The sequence below is a fragment of the Bacteroides congonensis genome, from assembly GCF_900130125.1.
Lineage (GTDB): Bacteria > Bacteroidota > Bacteroidia > Bacteroidales > Bacteroidaceae > Bacteroides > Bacteroides congonensis.
Map to the genome: position 1 here is coordinate 788,697 of NZ_FQXY01000011.1, position 19,049 is coordinate 807,745.

The 19,049-nt window shown below is 43.4% G+C and carries 12 protein-coding genes; 10 read left to right on the plus strand and 2 right to left on the minus strand.

All coding sequences use genetic code 11. From position 1 onward, the window contains the following. The first annotated feature begins 14 nt into the window (after nt 1–14). From BQ7997_RS20455 to BQ7997_RS20465, 3 genes are all read left to right on the plus strand, one after another. A complete protein-coding gene (locus tag BQ7997_RS20455) occupies nt 15–1,076 on the plus strand; it encodes a fibrobacter succinogenes major paralogous domain-containing protein (RefSeq protein WP_073347842.1) in 1,062 nt (353 codons plus the stop codon). A gap of 69 nt (nt 1,077–1,145) precedes the next feature. Continuing rightward, nucleotides 1,146–2,624, plus strand: a complete 1,479-nt coding sequence (locus BQ7997_RS20460; RefSeq protein WP_073347843.1) for a thioredoxin family protein — start codon at nt 1,146–1,148, stop codon at nt 2,622–2,624. Nucleotides 2,625–2,672: 48 nt separating this feature from the next. Continuing rightward, entirely contained in the window at nt 2,673–3,821 is a 1,149-nt protein-coding gene (locus BQ7997_RS20465; protein WP_073347844.1) for a retropepsin-like aspartic protease, read from the plus strand. 67 nt (nt 3,822–3,888) lie between these two features. Here BQ7997_RS20465 and BQ7997_RS20470 read toward each other — a convergent pair whose 3' ends face one another. After that, complete coding sequence (locus BQ7997_RS20470) at nt 3,889–4,941, minus strand: DUF3810 domain-containing protein (RefSeq protein WP_073347845.1); 1,053 nt, start codon at nt 4,939–4,941, stop codon at nt 3,889–3,891. Between the two features lie 141 nt (nt 4,942–5,082). On the opposite strand from BQ7997_RS20470, the gene BQ7997_RS20480 reads away from it, so the two are divergent. The 3 genes from BQ7997_RS20480 to BQ7997_RS20490 all read left to right on the plus strand — a co-directional run bounded on the left by BQ7997_RS20480 (nt 5,083) and on the right by BQ7997_RS20490 (nt 10,438). Further along, a complete protein-coding gene (locus BQ7997_RS20480; RefSeq protein WP_073347846.1) occupies nt 5,083–5,721 on the plus strand; it encodes a hypothetical protein in 639 nt (212 codons plus the stop codon). A gap of 63 nt (nt 5,722–5,784) precedes the next feature. Then, on the plus strand, nt 5,785–8,421 hold the full coding sequence (locus BQ7997_RS20485; RefSeq protein WP_073347847.1) for a valine--tRNA ligase: 2,637 nt from the start codon (nt 5,785–5,787) through the stop codon (nt 8,419–8,421). Between the two features lie 121 nt (nt 8,422–8,542). After that, complete coding sequence (locus BQ7997_RS20490) at nt 8,543–10,438, plus strand: sensor histidine kinase (RefSeq protein ID WP_073348484.1); 1,896 nt, start codon at nt 8,543–8,545, stop codon at nt 10,436–10,438. A 397-nt stretch (nt 10,439–10,835) separates the two neighbouring features. Here BQ7997_RS20490 and BQ7997_RS20495 read toward each other — a convergent pair whose 3' ends face one another. After that, nucleotides 10,836–11,411, minus strand: coding sequence for an RNA polymerase sigma-70 factor (locus tag BQ7997_RS20495; RefSeq protein WP_073347848.1), 576 nt, complete (start codon nt 11,409–11,411; stop codon nt 10,836–10,838). A 135-nt stretch (nt 11,412–11,546) separates the two neighbouring features. Between BQ7997_RS20495 and BQ7997_RS20500 the strand changes: the two genes are divergently transcribed. The 4 genes from BQ7997_RS20500 (at nt 11,547) to BQ7997_RS20515 (ending at nt 19,047) form a co-directional block, all read left to right on the plus strand. Beyond that, nucleotides 11,547–12,563, plus strand: a complete 1,017-nt coding sequence (locus BQ7997_RS20500) for a FecR family protein (protein WP_073347849.1) — start codon at nt 11,547–11,549, stop codon at nt 12,561–12,563. 167 nt (nt 12,564–12,730) lie between these two features. Then, on the plus strand, nt 12,731–16,114 hold the full coding sequence (locus BQ7997_RS20505; protein ID WP_083589316.1) for a TonB-dependent receptor: 3,384 nt from the start codon (nt 12,731–12,733) through the stop codon (nt 16,112–16,114). 16 nt (nt 16,115–16,130) lie between these two features. Continuing rightward, the gene (locus BQ7997_RS20510) at nt 16,131–17,672 is read left to right on the plus strand and encodes a RagB/SusD family nutrient uptake outer membrane protein (RefSeq protein ID WP_073348485.1); all 1,542 of its coding nucleotides are present in this window, start codon (nt 16,131–16,133) and stop codon (nt 17,670–17,672) included. Between the two features lie 34 nt (nt 17,673–17,706). Continuing rightward, complete coding sequence (locus BQ7997_RS20515) at nt 17,707–19,047, plus strand: SusE domain-containing protein (protein ID WP_073347851.1); 1,341 nt, start codon at nt 17,707–17,709, stop codon at nt 19,045–19,047. The last annotated feature ends 2 nt before the right edge of the window (nt 19,048–19,049 follow it).

Sequence of the window (19,049 nt, forward strand, 5' to 3'; positions counted from 1 at the left end):
AAAGAAGTAAAACGATGAAGAAATTACTATTTATATTGTTATCATGTACCCTGTTCGGCATAGCTATGTCATGTAGTGACGATGATGAACAACCCATCGTAAAGTTCGATAGTAGCTTAGTTACTCCTGTCGAAGATTTTACAGATCCGCGTGACCAAAAGGTGTATCCGTGTGTCCGGATTGGCAATCAAATATGGATGACTCGAAATCTGTGTTATCAAGTACCGTGCAACTCATTCAAAGGATGCTTTACTTGGGGCGAAGCACATCCGGATTTGGATAGAATTAAAGTCGAACCTGAAGTGACGCCTACCGACGAGCAGTTTATTACAATTGTTACGGAGGTCGCCAACGATCCGCAACACAACGGTTGGTCGGGTGCAGGTGGATTATTTGTCCAATATATCCCTATGTTTATAACATATTATGGTATGGGACAAAGCGATATTATCGGTATGTTGAAGGCCGGTGCTCTCGGAGTGAACCCGGAAGTAGAGCCTCTTTTTGCCCAGGCGGTCGAAAGAAAAGTAGGAGACTTCAAAGAAACCGAAGAGGAAAGAATAAAGAATACATTTGAATTCCAATTTGAGTATGGTCAACAACTCTTCCAAGAAACCGAAGAGGAAAACGACCGTTACTCGGAGAAATACGGAATGCTTTATTCCTACGATGCTGCCTTGGTGGCTGTGCCCGAAGGTTGGCGACTGCCCAGCGACGAAGACTGGCTGAAGCTGGAAATGACATTGGGCATGAATCCTGCCGAAGCAGAACAATTTGACGCATGGCGAGGAAAAGGAGTGGCAACACTGATGAACGAAAACGGAGAGAGCGGGCTCAACCTGCAAAGAGGAGGAGCCAATGTATACGTCGAATTCAACGAAGAGAAGTACCTCAACAAAGGAGAAAACGGATACTATTGGTCGTCAACCAAATATCAGGAGAACGACTCTACCGAGATAGCCGTATTCCGTATGTCGGCATTTTACTCCGACAAGATATGGAGAGGCAGCAGCCGGATTAGTACAGGAATGCGCGATGTGCTGTACAGTGTGCGTTGCGTGAAAGATGTTCAATAAGGAAGCATCTTTGTCTTTAATTATCAATAAATTAAATTTTAAATATCAATAGATTAAAAATAGTCACTTATGAAACTGAATTTCGGAAATATTTTTATGGCTGTCATCCTTCTGATGATATGCCCTTTTAACAACAGCCGTGCACAACAAGCCGAAAGCGTATATGGCGATGCTGTCAAGGCGGACGTTAAGATGAACTATGTATACACCATGGAGGAAGCTTTCAAAAAAGCGCGTGAATTGAATAAGCCTATATTCTTCAACTGTTTTGCCGACTGGGCGATGCCTTGTCATCTGATGAACAAAGCGGTGTTTTCTGACCGTGAGTTCTGCGATTATATGGACAAACACTTTGTCAACCTATTTATCGATGTCACGCAGGGAGAGAACACGGATATTGCCAAGAAATACGGTGTACAGTATTTTGCCCATTTTCTGGTTCTCGACTCCGAGGGCAACGTACTTCTCCGCATCGTGGGAGGAAGAGAGAAGGAGGAGATGAAAGCGGCTGTGTCGCTGGCTCTGAATCCGAAGACTACGCTGCCGGGAGCCGAAAAAATCTATCAAAGCGGAAAACGGGGAAAGAAAGAGATGCTTAATTACCTCACCGTGCTCGAATTGGCCAACGAGAACAAGAAATTCATGGAAATCAACAAGGAATACATCCTTATGCTGAAGCCGAGGGAGTATTCCCGCAAGGAGAACTGGGTGGCTTTCAGCTCTACTATCAGCAGTAGAGAGAGTGAGAACTTCGCCTATCTGATTGCTCATAAAGAAGAATTTGTTAAAGCCAACGGAGCGAAGAAAGTCAACTCACTTATCGAAGGCCTATACTATTGGGATGTCATGAACTATGCAATGGGAAAAACTCCTTATGATAAAATGAAGGTAATCGAACTGAATAATGACATTCAGAAAGCAGGTCTTTCGGATACCTGCAACGTTTGCCGGGTTTACCCTATCATCCATCTGCGTGGAGAACGGAAATATGATGAAATGCTGGATTACCTTACCAAAAATGCCAGCCAATTAGGAGTCAGCAAACTGTATATCGACACGTCGCTGGAATTACCCGATATGTCGGGCGAAACCAAAGGAAAGATAATCAACTATCTGAACGCCTGCATAGAAGCACAGAAAGATGACTCGGGAATCGTGAAGCAATTGAAAGCATTCATCTACAAATTGGAACATCCTAATGGAATCATTTTCGAGAAAGGTAGCTTCGCAGAAGCAATGGCGAAGGCCAAGAAAGAAGGTAAACTCCTGTTTGTCGACTGCTACACTATTTGGTGCGGCCCGTGCAAGAGAATGTCCAACCAGGTGTTTGTACAGGAAGCTGTAGGGGCTGTCTATAACAAGAACTTCATCAACGTGAAACTGGACATGGAACAAAAAGACGGCATAGAGTTTAATAAAAAGCATCCGGTGGCCTCTTATCCCACTTTGCTGTTCATGGATGGCGACGGAAACATTGTCAAGAAAATCGCAGGTGCACAAAATGCAGACAATTTATTGAAGATTGCTTCGGAAGTGATTAAACAGTAACCCGTATTGTATACGACAAAATATAGAAAACACTAAAGAACTTTAGTTATGAAGAGTTTCCTGATAGCATTTATAGGAGAGCTGGCATTATTTGCCCAGCTCTCTCTCTTTGCACAATATCGTGTGACGCTCCCTTATGTGATGGAAAATGGGAAAATAACAATCAACGCAGAGGTGAATGGGCATCAAGGTCGTTTCCTTGTTGATACGGGTGCCCCGTGTTCTCTTACTTATTCTTTTATGCAACGTGCCGGGATTGTTCCTTTCGACTCAGTACAGGTGCAAGATTCTAACGGCCATTTACTGACTACCCGTGTGGCAGAATTGGAATCGCTGAAGTTGAACGGATTTACTTTCAGTCGTCTGCAAGCTATCTGTCTCGAAAAAGGCAATATGGTAGAGAACTTTAAGATAGACGGAATTATAGGATATAATCTCATGAAGATGGGAATCGTCAAGCTGGACGGAAGCAATCACACCTTTACTTTGACTAGCTCGGAGAAGGGATTGGGAATAGATTCTCTTTACGCCATTCCATTGGTGAAAGACCCTTATCTTGTACGTATCCCCGTACGCTTTGCCGACAATGAGCAAGACACTGTCATGTTCGACAGCGGTGCGTCTTCCTTCTATGCCATGTCGGCCACAAGCCATCGGCGTCTGAGCGAAAAAAAAACGAATTCGTTCGAGCAACTGGGAAAAGGTGTGGGAATACTGTCGTTGGGAGTATCCGGAGTCGAGAAGGCTTCCGTCAAATATCGCCTGAAAATACCTCACTTTTCAATAGGAAATCATTCTTTTCGAAATGTCACTACCATTACTACCTATGCGATGGATTCCCGAATCGGTTCCGGATTGTTAAATCATGGCGACATCGTTATCAATTATCGCAAAGGGATGTTTTATTACATACCATCGGTTTCGGGTGAGATACCGGACATGTATCAGAAAGAATGGGATGCAGTCATCACTGTCATAGATAATTATCTGACTGTAGGAATGGTGTGGAATACCGAAGAGTCTCCTCTGAAAGGAGGTGAGCGGATTGTTGAGATTGAAGGCAAGAAATATGACAAAGTGGATTTATACAAGGCGACGACAACCAATCTGTTGCAATTGCCCGACAAAGAAGCACACATTAAATATATAGACAAAGAGACGGGTGAGATAAAATCCGCTGTCATCAGGCGAAAGTGAGAAAACAAGATCTTATCGACCAGTCTGTACCGTCAGGCAAGAGTGCTCGGAAAGGCACAATCTAAATTTATTTGTTTTTCCATTCTCGATAAGAAATCAGCAGCCCCACTACTTCCGAATAGTTCTGCCGACCGCTCTCTATCTTATTTCCTTTCAGATAAAGATCATATATCCAATCCTGTACAGCTCCCACCACCGGACTGTATTTGGCTGCCCAATACGCTTGATTCTCTTTTGCCAGTTCAATGATTTCCGGTCGGATACGGCTGAAAAGTTGTGTGTATTCTTCTTCTGAAAGCAGGCTTTGCGCATTCCGTAGTACATGGCCGAGCACCGAGAAATAACCGGAGAAACGAATCCTCATCGCTTTGGAACGGGTACAGACTTGATAAGCATAGAAATTGGCTTCCGCTTCACTTGTGATACCCAACAGATGCGCCAGTTCGTGAGCATAAGTAGCCGGATAATTGGGAGGAAGTAAATCCCCGTTTAAAGTAAACTCACAGAAGAAAGGCCCCATGCTACCGGTCACGCCCACCATTGAGATAAACGGGGTAAACAGCATGGTCTTAACTTTGGGGAATTCGTGTGGCGGGCGGTGCACACCGAGACTGTCGCTCAACTGATTATAGATTCGTACGGTTTCTTCACACACTAAATCCTGATTGATGCTGTTGACCGGAGTGTAGGAACGATTGAGTTGCGTGATATAATCATTCACGAACCCTTTGAAATTCTCCGGTGTATAGGCCGTATAAGGAATTTCAGTCCGCTGATAAAAGTTCTTTTGAGAATAATTGAGTCCCCAGGCAAGATAGAACCACACATAGACCCATAACAGGTATTCTCCGTCGTGTAATAAAACTCTCTTCCAAGGCAATATCTTACGGAAACGACCGTAAAAAGGATAAACAATAACCCCTGTGATACTAACGAAAATAAAAAGATCTCCTACCGCAAAAGGGAATAAATTGGAGATGCCCGATAATGCATAAGAAATAAGGGGATAGACCGTACGGGAATATACGGTTGCCAAAGCGGGAATCAACTGTGTCATCCACACTAAAAGCAGCAATACTCCCAATACTATATGTCTGTTTTTCAACCGCCGTTTCATCATTCATTCGGATTTTGGTCAACAAAAATATGCATTTAATAGACGTTACGCGAAAAAATACCTCTATATTTGCAAAAAATCTGTTAATACAGACTTTATAATCAATCTGATAGAGAAAATTATTCAGCATAAACCGGATAAAAGATGGCTACAACAGAAGAAATTGAAAAATATTGCCGGAATTGCCTGTCGCGCGATTTCGTGAATGAAAAGGGATTAGTTTGTAATCGGACTAGGGAACTTCCCGATTTTGAAGAAGAATGCGAGAACTTCGAAAACGACGAAGAACTGGAAAAGTGGGCTCCCCCAAAGCCGGAAGATTTTCCGGTATATATGACAAGAGAAGAGCTGCTTGCCGAAGAGAATCTGCCTAAAGGTTTGATGTGCGGAGTTGCTGCGGCTCTTATAGGGGCAGTGGCATGGGGATTGATATCGGTATCTACCGGTTATCAAATTGGATATATGGCCATCGCTATCGGATTCTTTGTGGGTTTTGCCATGCGCCAGGGAAAGGGGATACGTCCAATCTTTGGAATCTTGGGTGCTGCATTGGCTCTGATTAGTTGTGTGCTGGGAGATTTCTTCTCTATTATCGGGTATATTTCCAGGGATTATGAAGTGTCATTTTGGGAAGCCTTGACAGGAGTGGATTATGGCGAGATATTTACTATCATGCTGGAAAATGTGGCATCTATGACAGCATTATTCTACGGATTCGCCGTTTACGAAGGATATAAATTCTCTTTCCGCGCACAGAATCAGCCGGAGGGTGGCAAGATTTGAATTAAAATTATTAATTTTGCACCCGTTATTTTTGAATATACAATCTATCATATATAAAACAATATGGAATTAGCAAGTAAGTACAATCCCGCTGACGTGGAGGGAAAGTGGTACCAGTATTGGCTGGACAATCATTTATTCAGTTCGAAACCCGATGGTCGTGAACCTTACACCATCGTCATTCCGCCCCCGAACGTCACTGGTGTGTTGCACATGGGACACATGCTTAATAATACCATCCAGGATATTTTGGTTCGCCGTGCCCGTATGGAAGGCAAGAATGCCTGCTGGGTGCCGGGGACTGACCATGCTTCCATCGCCACTGAAGCGAAAGTCGTAAATAAACTTGCTGCCCAAGGCATCAAGAAGACCGACCTGACCCGCGACGAATTTCTGAAACATGCCTGGGACTGGACGGACGAGCACGGTGGCATCATTCTGAAGCAACTCCGCAAACTCGGTGCATCCTGCGACTGGGATCGTACAGCATTCACTATGGACGAGAAACGTAGTGAAAGTGTACTCAAAGTATTTGTAGACCTGTTCAATAAAGGATTGATCTATCGCGGTGTCCGCATGGTGAACTGGGATCCGAAAGCATTGACCGCTCTTTCTGACGAAGAAGTAATCTACAAGGAAGAGCACGGAAAACTGTATTATCTCCGTTACAAAGTGGAAGGTGATGCGGAAGGCCGATATGCAGTAGTGGCAACCACCCGTCCCGAAACAATCATGGGTGACACGGCAATGTGTATCAACCCGAACGACCCGAAGAATGCATGGCTGAAAGGAAAGAAAGTAATCGTTCCGTTGGTAAACCGCGCAATACCTGTGATTGAAGATGATTATGTAGATATTGAGTTTGGTACAGGTTGCCTGAAAGTGACTCCGGCTCATGATGTAAACGACTATATGTTGGGCGAAAAGTACAATCTGCCTAGTATCGACATCTTCAATGATAACGGTACATTGAGCGAAGCTGCCGGCATGTATATCGGAATGGATCGTTTCGATGTCCGCAAGCAAATCGAAAAAGATCTTGAAGCTGCTGGCTTGTTGGAAAAGACGGAAGCCTATACAAACAAGGTAGGATATTCGGAACGTACGAATGTAGTGATCGAACCGAAACTGTCCATGCAGTGGTTCCTCAAAATGGAGCATTTTGCAGATATGGCACTGCCGCCTGTAATGAACGACGAACTGAAGTTCTATCCGGCAAAATATAAGAATACTTACCGTCACTGGATGGAGAACATCAAAGACTGGTGTATCAGCCGCCAGTTGTGGTGGGGACATCGTATTCCCGCTTACTTCCTGCCCGAAGGCGGTTATGTAGTAGCTGTAACTCCCGAAGAGGCTTTGGAGAAAGCGAAAGAAAAGACAGGTAACGCAGCTTTGACAATGGACGATCTCCGTCAGGATGAAGACTGTCTGGATACCTGGTTCTCTTCCTGGCTGTGGCCTATCTCCCTGTTCGACGGAATAAACAACCCGGGCAACGAAGAAATAAAATACTATTATCCGACAAGCGACCTTGTGACAGGCCCGGATATTATCTTCTTCTGGGTAGCCCGCATGATTATGGCAGGTTATGAATACGAAGGACAGATGCCGTTTAAGAACGTTTACTTTACAGGTATCGTTCGCGACAAGCAGGGACGCAAGATGTCCAAGTCGCTCGGTAACTCTCCCGACCCGTTGGAACTGATTGAGAAATACGGTGCCGATGGTGTGCGTATGGGTATGATGCTTTCGGCTCCTGCCGGAAACGATATCCTTTTCGACGATGCGCTTTGCGAGCAGGGACGTAATTTCTGCAACAAGATATGGAATGCTTTCCGTCTGATTAAAGGATGGACGAATGCCGGCGGTACTATTGAGATTCCTGCCGATGCTCATTTGGCTGTCCAATGGTTCGACCAACGACTGGACGCGGCTTCGGTTGAAGTAGCCGACTTGTTCTCAAAATATCGTTTGAGTGAAGCGTTGATGTTGGTCTACAAACTGTTCTGGGACGAATTCTCTTCCTGGTTGCTGGAGATTGTGAAACCGGCATATGGTCAGCCTGTCAACGGATTTATTTATATGATGGTTCTTGATTGCTTTGAACGTCTGCTTGAATTGCTGCACCCTTTCATGCCGTTTATCACGGAAGAACTGTGGCAACAACTACGTGAGCGCGAACCGGGTGCAAGTCTGATGGTTACTCAGATGAGTGAGACGTGCGACGTAAATGAGAAATTCCTGCAGGAATTTGAAGTTGCCAAAGAAATTATCAGTAATGTCCGCAGCATCCGTTTGCAGAAAAATATCGCAATGAAGGAGCAGCTTGAGTTGCAGGTAGTAGGCAGTCATCCGGTAGAGAAGATGAATCCGGTTATCATCAAGATGTGTAACCTCTCTTCTGTTGAAGTGGTTGAAAACAAAGCAGAAGGAGCCGCTTCTTTCATGGTCGGCACCACTGAGTTTGCTGTGCCTCTGGGCAATATGATTGATGTAGAAGCAGAAATCGCCCGTATGGAAGCCGAGCTGAAACACAAGGAAGGTTTCCTGCAAGGCGTATTGAAGAAACTCAGCAATGAGAAGTTTGTAAACAATGCCCCGGCAGCCGTTCTTGAGATGGAGCGTAAGAAACAGGCGGACGCTGAAAGTATCATCAACTCTTTGAAGGAAAGCATTGCTGTTTTGAAGAAAGCATAATTCTCTGATACGTAATTTTATGTAATATAGGGCATCTCAATTAGATTTGGGATGCCTTTCTTTTTGAAAAAAGAAATTAATGTTATCTTTGCTTCCACTATTATATTATAGAGCATCACAAATGAAACAAGCGTTGCGGATTATCTCATTTCTCGGATTATTCCTTATTATCGAAGGAATCTTATCGCCCGTGTCGGCTCGGGGCGAAAGTTCAAATAAAGAAGTACTGGTACTGAACTCCATTAATTTTAATCTTCCCTGGGCTAAAAACTTTTATTGGTATGTGCACGATGCCCTTCAGAAAAAAGGCATCTCTGCCAAAGCTGAGTCACTTTGTGTACCTGCTTTAGCGAACGAGATGGAAGCAAAGGCCGTAGTCGACCATTTGCGCCGGAAATATCCTGTGCCGCCTACTGCCGTTGTACTGATTGGAGATCCGGGATGGATTGTATGCCGCGAACTGTTTGATGATGTTTGGAAAGATGTCCCGGTGATTGTGACAAATGCCCGCGACCATTTGCCTGCATCTCTGAATATTCTGTTGTCTCATGCCCCACTGACGGAAACGAACAGCGTCCCCGGTGAAGAATGGAGACGGGGATATAACATGACGATTTTAAAGCAGCATTATTATGCCAAGGAAACAATTGAACTGATTTACCAACTGATACCTGATATGGAACGGGTGGCATTTATCTCTGACGATAGATATATTAGTGAGGAAACCCGCAGAGACGTAAAAGAAGCGGTAGAGGAAAACTTCCCTGACGTGCAATTGGATCTTCTTTCCACCACCCACTTGTCGACAGAAATGTTACTGGATACTTTACGCAGTTATAAACCGAATACGGGAATCATCTATTATTCATGGTTTGAATCGCACAACGAAAACGATAACAACTACCTTTTCGACCATATCCAGGAGATTATCACCAATTTCACTCCGTCTCCCCTGTTCCTGCTTTCTCCCGAAGATCTGTCGAACAATACTTATGCCGGTGGCTATTATGTATCAACAGAATCTTTTTGTGATGCCTTGTTAGAAACCCTTGAGCGCATCTTGAATGGAGAACAGGCGCGGAATATCCCGGGTAGAGTGGGCGGGGAGGGAAGCGCATATCTCTGTTATCCGGTATTGAAGTCCTACAATATCCCTTCATCACGCTATCCGAACGATGCCGTCTACGTTAACGAACCTAAGACTTTTTTCCAGCAATACCGTGTGGAAATTCTTTCCGGTGCCATATTCCTTTTTATCCTGGTTGTCGCTATAGCCCATTATATCCGTCTTCTCCGGAAAGCATACAGCCGCCTGCATGAGGCAATGGAGAAGGCAGAGCAGGCCAATCAGCTGAAATCGGCTTTCCTTGCAAATATGAGTCACGAAATACGTACTCCGTTAAATGCGATTGTCGGCTTCTCAAATATGCTTCCTGAAATAGAAGACCGTACGGAAATGCGTGAATACGCAGATATTATCGAGACCAATACAGACCTGTTGCTTCAACTGATTAATGATATTCTGGACATGTCGAAGATTGAAGCCGGAACGTTTGATTTCTGCCCTTCATTAATTGACGTGAACCAGACGCTGACAGAAATCGAGCAGAGCATGCAGTTGCGTCTGAAAAGCGATACTGTAACTTTCACGTTTACCGAACGACTGCCGGAATGTGCCTTTTACATAGATAAGAACCGGCTTATGCAATTGCTTTCCAACTTTGCAATCAACGCGATAAAATTCACCGGGGAGGGAAGCATCTGTATGGGATATCGTATGATGGATAACGGAATGATTTATTTTTATGTGTCGGACACAGGCTGCGGAATGTCGCATGAACAGTGCGTTCATGTGTTCGAACGGTTTGTGAAATACAATCCTTTCATACAAGGCACGGGACTGGGACTTTCCATCTGCCATACGATTGTTGAGCGCTTGGGTGGGGAAATAGGAGTGGACTCCGAAGAAGGCAAAGGTTCTACTTTTTGGTTTACCCTGCCTTACCGGAAAGAATAAAATCAGCAAGTTTGTTTATCTCATAAGTGTCTGGCAAGTGAAATCATGGCATTCCACTTGCCAGATACCCTTTACTTTCCCATAAGCTATTAATAGATAAGTTATTGTCTCCCTGATGCAAACTTCTTTTCCTTTAATGGCAAAGTTGTTTTTGCTTTATCCCAAACTATAATTGCAAGCTTTGTTTTTATAAATGCAACTTGCGTTTATAAAAACAAAACTTGCAATTATATAATCAGAAGTTGCATTTATAGTTTGCGTTAGGTCAAGATGAAGTTTGGTATTAAGGGAAAGCAAGTTTACCCTTAATACAATGAAGGTTATTCATTAATACTTTTAGAGACAGGTAGTAGTAGACAAGACAATGTCCGGCAGAAACTTATATAATCAGCCTGCTTCAAGGAAATAAGAGTGGTAGTAGTAACGGAAGATAATCCTTTAAATCTGTACGCAGTTGTCTTAACGCCTGCTGGATACGGTAATCTATTGTTTTGGGAGATACCCCTAGTGTTGCCGCAATTTCCTTGTAACTCATATCCCGGAATCGGTGCATCACGAAAGCTTCCCGATAACTTTCGGGAAGTGCGGCGACAGCTTCCTCAATCCGTCTGGTGAGCTCTTCAACCTGATAGTAGTCTGTATCTTGCAGCATTTCCTGCATTTCTTCGTAGAAGCGTGTATCGGCTCGTTGGGTGGCGTCGATATGTGCAAGTTTGTTTAACGCCCTGCGGTACACCATCTTGAAGAGATAGGAATTAAGAGAAGACTCGATAACCAGTGTTTCCCGGTTTTCCCAAATCCATAAAAGAGAATCTTCCACGATTTCTTCTGCATCTTCCAACTCAACAAACCGATGGCCATAAGCGCACAGCATCGGATAATATCTCCGAAACAGTGTATCGAACGCTTTCTGATCTCCGCGTTGAACGGCTGATAATAGAAAATCATTGTCTGATTGATAGGTTTCTTTCATGTATTAGTCCTGTATTTCAACTGCAAATATAGCTTTTTTATGAGAAAACAAAGATTTTCTGAAAAAAAATGGTTTTTAGTTTAGGAGTCTTCCGCTTCTCCCTTGTCTTATAATAAAAGGCAATAAAAACAGCATATGGATAATATTGATAAAAATAAGATAGGAGAACTGCTTCCCCGTTATTGTGAAGGACAAGTGACGGAAGCAGAACGTCTGCTGGTCGAAACTTGGATAGATGAATCGGAAGAGAATCGACGGACGGCAAAACAGATTCATGCGCTTTATCTGGCTACGGACACCATTCATGTAATGAAGAAAGTTGATACGGAGAAGGCATTGTCAAGGGTAAAAAGCAGGATGACAGGTAAGAAGAAAACGATGTGGTGGGAATGGGCACAACGTGCGGCAGCAGTTCTGTTCATTCCACTCCTCGTTACTTTGATGGTGCAGCATTGGGGAGATGATGAGCAAGAGCTGGCACAAATGATGGAGATAAAGACCAATCCCGGAATGATGACCTCATTGACATTACCCGACGGCACACTCGTTTTCCTGAATTCAGAATCTACATTAAGTTATCCTTCACGCTTCGACGGAGATACGCGAAACGTAAATTTGCAGGGTGAAGCTTATTTTGAAGTAGCCAAGGATCCGGAGAAGAAATTCATTGTTTCCACTTCCCATCAGTCGCAAATAGAAGTACTGGGAACTCACTTCAATGTAGAAGCTTACGAAAAAGAAAATAGAGTTTCAGCTACATTGGTAGAAGGGAAAATCGGTTTTATCTACAAATGCGATAATGCTTCGAAGAAAGTACTAATGGATCCCGGCCAAAAACTGGTCTATGATTCGAAAGATAGTAAGGTACAACTTTATGCCACTTCCGGCGAATCGGAAATAGCCTGGAAAGAAGGGAAGATTATCTTCAGAAACACCCCTCTCGAAGAAGGACTGCGAATGTTGGAGAAACGGTATAACGTAGAATTTATCATTAAAAACAACAGGCTGAAAGGAGACTCCTTTACAGGTACATTCACCAACCAACGCCTGGAACGCATCCTTGAATACTTCCAGCTTTCTTCTCAAATCCGTTGGCGTTATCTTGATTCCCCGGATATAACAGATGAAAAGAGCAAGATAGAAATATATTGATTGAATAACCTTAATACAAAAATGCAATGAAAGACAGACCCCCTTAAACAAAAACATACGGGATGATATTGGCGTATCTTCCCGTATGGAAATCGGTAAATCATTTTGAGCTTGTTTGGCGACAAGCCTAGATAAACTTTTTATTAACTTTAAGTCATTACAAATTTATGCAAAATTATTTTAGCATCCAATTTTTATGGGTGGTAAAGTCGCTTTGGCTAACCTCAAAAAAAATCCCATTATCTATGAGACTATTAGTTTTGTTCTTAGTATGTTCTATCGGGCTGGGTTATGCGGCTGATAGTTACGCTCAGAAAGCTATGATTAGTATCGATGCCCGCAACCAGCGTGTAGAGGATATTCTGAAAGAGATTGAAGAACAGTCGGACTTTGACTTTTTCTTTAACAACAAACATGTGGATTTGAACCGCCGTGTATCAGTCTCGGCTGATAAAAGTAATATCTTCAGTGTACTGAAAGAAATCTTTGCCGGTACGGATGTGAAATATTCAGTATTGGACAAGAAGATTATATTGTCTGTTGAGGCACAGTCGCCACAACAAGAAAAGACGGTTACAGTATCGGGTACAGTGTTGGATCTTAAAGGAGAGCCGATCATTGGAGCCAGTGTATTGGAAAAAGGAGTGAAAGGTAACGGAACGATAACCGATGTTGACGGTCGTTTTAAACTTTCAGTTTCTTCTTCAAAAGCACAACTGGATATTACTTATATTGGTTATCAGCCACAAACGGTTATTGTGCAGGCAGGAAAAGAACTTAATATAACGTTGTTGGAAGATGCTAAGCAGTTGGATGAAGTTGTCGTTGTGGGATATGGTACGCAGAATAAGAAAACGTTGACTGGTGCTGTATCTGTCATGGATATGAAAGATATAGAAACTTCTACGGTATCTACTGTTGCACATGCGCTGGCTGGTAAGGCGGCAGGTTTGCGTGTCAATCAGGTGTCAGCCCAACCGGGCGGTGGTTCCAAGTTCCGTATTCGTGGTGAGGCTTCTACGGGAGCGGGCAATGAGCCGCTTTTCGTAATTGACGGATTTCCGGTGAGTTCATCCAATACGCTCGACTCAGGAAATATCTACGAAGCGGGCACTACGGATAATGTTTTGGAATCATTGAGTCCTGATGATATTGAATCGATCACAGTTTTGAAAGATGCGGCATCCACAGCCATTTATGGTTCCAGAGCCGGCCACGGTGTTATTCTTATCACTACTAAACGTGGTAAATCCGGTAAACCGAGAATTTCTTATTCAGGTTCGGGGTCTGTGCAGAAGATTCGCGCCCAATATCAAATGCTGGATGTGAAATCATTCATGCTTGAACGTAATGAACAAGACTATGAAAACTATCTGGCAAGTAACGGATTGGGCATTTACGAAGGATACGTCAGCAAACCGGAGAAAATCGGAACATTTACTCCTACCTACTCTTACGATAAAATTAACCAAGCGAAAGGTACTGACTGGTTGGACGAGGTGACACGTACGGGATATATGCAGCAACATAATCTTTCTATCAATGGTGGAACAGAAAGTACACGTTATTTGGTTTCTGTGAACTATATGCATCAGGACGGTGTGGTGAAGAATAATGCCGCCACCCGTCTGTCTGCCCGCGTTAATTTGGATCAGGATATAAATAAGATGTTGACTGTCGGATTAAGTGCTTCCTACGCGCAGAATAAATATGACAATGTTCCTTTGGGTGATAAAGTCGACCAAAATGCCGGAGTGTTGACAGCTGCTATTCAAGCCAATCCGTCTACGCCGGTCTACGATGAAAATGGTGATTATTATATTGATCCGGCTCGCTCTTCCATTCCTAACGCGGTATCATTGCTGGAAATAAAAGACAATACTGTAAAAGACAGAATTATGGCTTCTGCCTATGCATTGTTCAAACCTTTGGAAGGGTTGGAACTGAAAGCGCAGTTGGGAGCCGACCGCCGTAGTCAGAAGAGAAATAGTTACGTGCCGAAGAGTACACTGTTCGGAGCAAATGAAAACGGTATAGCCAATATAGCCCAAGAGTCTTCAACTGATTATTTGATGGACTTGACAGCGACTTACAGCAAGGCGCTGGGTGAACATAATTTAAAGGCGTTGGTGGGATATTCATATCAACGGTTTACGGGCAATTCGGTTAGAGCGGGCAATTCGGATTTTATTATTGACGGATTTGAATATAATAACCTGTCGGCCGGGGCTAATCCCAAACCGACGGTAGGTTCGGGCGCTTGGCTGAATTGTTTAGGTTCTTATTTTGCACGTGTGAACTATTCGTGGAAAGGTCGCTATCTGTTGGAAGGCTCATTACGTATAGATGGTGCTTCGAACTTTGAACCGGAACACCGTTGGGGATATTTTCCGTCGGTATCGGCCGGATGGTTGATTAGTGAAGAGAAGTTTATGAAAAAATTGTCATGGCTTCCTTATGCCAAGTTGAGAGCATCTTACGGTCAGACTGGTAATTCGAATGTCGGAAACCGGGTGAATACTTACTATTCGGTAGGACACGGATATGTGCTGGGTGATTTACTGAACACTGGTGTATATACTTCAGAGTTGGGTAATCCTGCTATAACTTGGGAGACAACCACAGAATATAATGTCGGTTTGGATCTTGGCTTCTTTAATAACCGCTTGCGTGTAACGGCTGAATATTTTAATCGTACTATTTCTGATTTGCTGGTCACTTCCAAACCTATTCCTTCTTATAATGAAGTGACTACGATCGCAGGAAATATCGGTTCTACGCAGAGTAAGGGGTACGAGTTGACTTTGAATACAGTAAACTTCGATCGGAAGGATTTCTCATGGACTACTACATTGACACTTTCTCATTATGAAGACCGTTGGAAAGAACGTGACCCGAACTGGAAGCCTGCTGCTTACCAAAGCAAGAATGACCCGATACGTGCCTGGTGGGATTACCATGCAATCGGTATTATGCAGGTAGGCGAAAAGGCTCCCGCTGCTCAGGCAGACTTGTTGCCGGGTATGGTAAAACTGGCTGATTTGGATGGAAACGGTGTTTTGGATGAACGCGACATGGTTTATCAAGGTAATGGAGATCCTAAAATCATTTATGGTATGAATAATGCTTTTACTTACAAGAATTTTGATTTCTCCATCTATTTTTATGGTGAAGCCGGCAGGAAAGTGGGAGCCAGCTATCTGAAAAAGTGGAATCGTATCAGTACCGGACAAAATGTTTCGGTAAAAGCCGTTGAGTCTTTTGATAGTCGCAATACCACTGCTACACACCCTACTTATATTTTGGGTAGTGGTAACAACTGGGGAGATTATTATAATAAGTCCATTTATTATGTGCGTTGTGGGAGTATCAGCCTGGGATATAAGATTCCCGTAAAAGAGAAATATGCCAAGAATCTTCGTGTTTTTGCCGAAGTGAGCAACCCGTTTGTGATAACCAATTGGGATGGATTGGATCCGGAAACAGATAACGGTAATTTCTCTTACCCTAATGTTACTTCTTATAGCTTTGGCCTTAATGTTACATTCTAAAAAAGTTATTATGAAAATGAAGAAAATATATTTATTGTCATTATTGATGCTCGGATTGGCCGGATGCGAGCTGGAGACGGAAGTTTATGATAAGATCAATCCTACTGTATTTCCTAAAAATGCGGCGGATGCGAAGGCTTTGGTAACAGCCAGTGCGTACAATGTATTTAATCCGCAGGATTATGATGCATTGGATAAGAACAAGAGCAATCCGGGCATTTTCAATGTAGCTTGGGGATATACATTGACTTCCGATATGTCTACCGACCATGTGGAATGTAGTTGGGAGTGGACTACTGTGTACAATTCTTATGAAGCGGACGACTGGCATATATCCGGTGATACGCGGGCTATTTATACATTTAACAATTATTTGTCATCCATGTGCCTTGCCAAGGATCGTATCAAAGATGTGAATATGAGCCAGGACTTGAAAGAACGTTATAATGCGGAACTGGATTGCGGTATGGGATTTTTGGCATTCTTGCTGTATGACCTTTATGGCCCGATTCCTGTAGCCGATTTGGAGACTTTGAAAGAGCCGGGAGCCGAAAAGATTCTTCCACGGCTGACTGAGGAACAGATGCGCGAGTATATTGAAAGTCATTTATTGGCTGCCCGGAATGTCTTGCCATATAAATATGATGAAAGTGAGTACGGGAGATTTACGAAAGGGCTGGCGAATACATTGCTGCTGAAGTTCTATATGAAGACAGGTGAGTGGGCAAAGGCTGAAGAAGTGGGACGCGAACTGCAAAAAGCGGAGTATGGATATAAGCTGGTAGATGATTATAACTCCATATTCACGCTTGCGGGAGAAAGAAATACGGAAACTATTTTTGCAGTAATAGCCAAGCGGGGATATATGGAGACACAGTGGTTTGCACACGTGCTACCTGCAGATTTTCCGACTTCGGAAGATATTCAGAAATGGGGCGGTTATAAAGTTTCCTGGCCTTTTTATCAGAGTTATGATAAGGATGATAAGCGCCTGCAACGTTTATATGGCGAATATACGGCGGCAGACGGAACGGTACATAATTACGAAAAAGACCGCGTAAACGGTAAATCCACTTCTATTCTATATTATGGTGCGGTTCCGATGAAGTACAAGGTAGAAGGTGTGGTAGGATATAACTGCGAAATAGATATGCCGATCTACCGATATGCCGATGTATTGACATTATTGGCGGAAGCTATCGTGCGTAATGGAAATAAGCTGACGCAGGAAGCTGTCAACCTGTTGAATGACGTACGTACAAGAAGCCTTCCGGGCAAAGGGTATCAATTGAGTGACTTTCCTGATGTAGAGACATTCCTGGATAAGTTGTTGGAAGAACGCGGGCATGAATTCTATATGGAGGGCGTGCGTCGTCAGGATTTGATCCGTCATGGCAAGTTTATCGAATATGCAATAAAGAAAGCTGAATTTGCAGGCAAACCGACAGGTAAGATTGCTACTCAGGTAAACGGGCATTATAAATACGAACGGTTCCCTCTTCCACCGAAGGTTATTAATGAGGGGATGGGACTGATCGAACAAAATCCGGGATATTAATCAGATGTTTTACTAATACATTAAAACATAGAAGATGAAAAATTTGAAAACTATTATAGGATTGGGGCTTTGCCTCATTTTGGGTGCTTGTGTTGAAAAGACAGAGGTGAAAGTCGATATACCGATGTCCGGGGTTAATCTATCGGTACCTTCCAATCAAGCCTCTTTTGATTTGAATGATGTGGCGGATACATATCGTTTTTCATGGAGTGATGCGGGGCATGACTCATACACAATACTTTTCAGCCCTAACAGTGTGTTTGAACCCTACTATGCGGTGGAGGCTGGTAGTACGACGCAAATAGAACTTTCACCGGATCAATTGGATATAGCCATGTCTGCCTTGAACATGAGTGGTGAAGATATGCATACCATTTACTGGAGTGTGAAACCGACAGGAAAACTTGAGGTGGCGGCATCTGATATCCGTACAATCTCAATGAAACGTATGCATAACTTCCTGACTAAGCCGGAAGATGCCGGACGTTATGTCTTGAATGCGGATGCGCAGGACACGAAAGTGCAGTTCGAATGGGAAGAAAGGGGGGCTGCCGGACAAGGTTACGAATTATTGTTCTCAACGGATATGAACTTTGAAGACCCGTTGGTCATTGCGGCAGGTACGGAAAATAAGACAGAAGTGACACATGCGCAATTGCAGGCAGTGATTGAGGATTTGCATTTGAAGCTTTTCACTGCTTCGAAAGTTTATTGGAATGTCCGTAATAAGGCGACCGGTGAAAATGTATCCCGTATGTGTAAAAGTCTTGATTTGACAGGTATGATGATATTCAATGACAAACGGGGAGATGAAGTCGAAAGCTATCCTGTAAGAAGGATTGAATTTAGGGACGGTTCATCTCAGATTTGGTTGTGTGAGAATCTAAGGACAAAGAAGTATCCCGATGGTACGGATATAGAAGGGGAGAATATTATACCTGCGTATAGGGGAGATAATGTTCCTCAGCCAACGGAAGAGATGGTGAGGTTATTTGGCGCTTATTATCCTCAGAATATAAAGAATAGTATTGTGCCCGAAGGATGGAGACTTCCGACACAAGCCGAATATGATGAACTTTTTGCGTTGGCAGGGATTAAATCGGCTAAATGCTATTGCATTATGTATTATGATCCGTTGTTTTGGGGGGAATTGGGGGTTACGGAAGCACAAATCCCGACTTTTAATACTTGGGAGATGAACTTTATACCTGCCGGCCAGGGATGGACAGGCGGTGGTACGATAACAAATGCGATGGCGAGATATTGTTACCTTCTGACTTCCGACCAAACTGTGTCTTACCTGTTTGATGGTTATCAGACATTCCCGACGGGGTCAACTTTTGCTTCTGTGAGATTGATTTATAATGAAGATTAAAC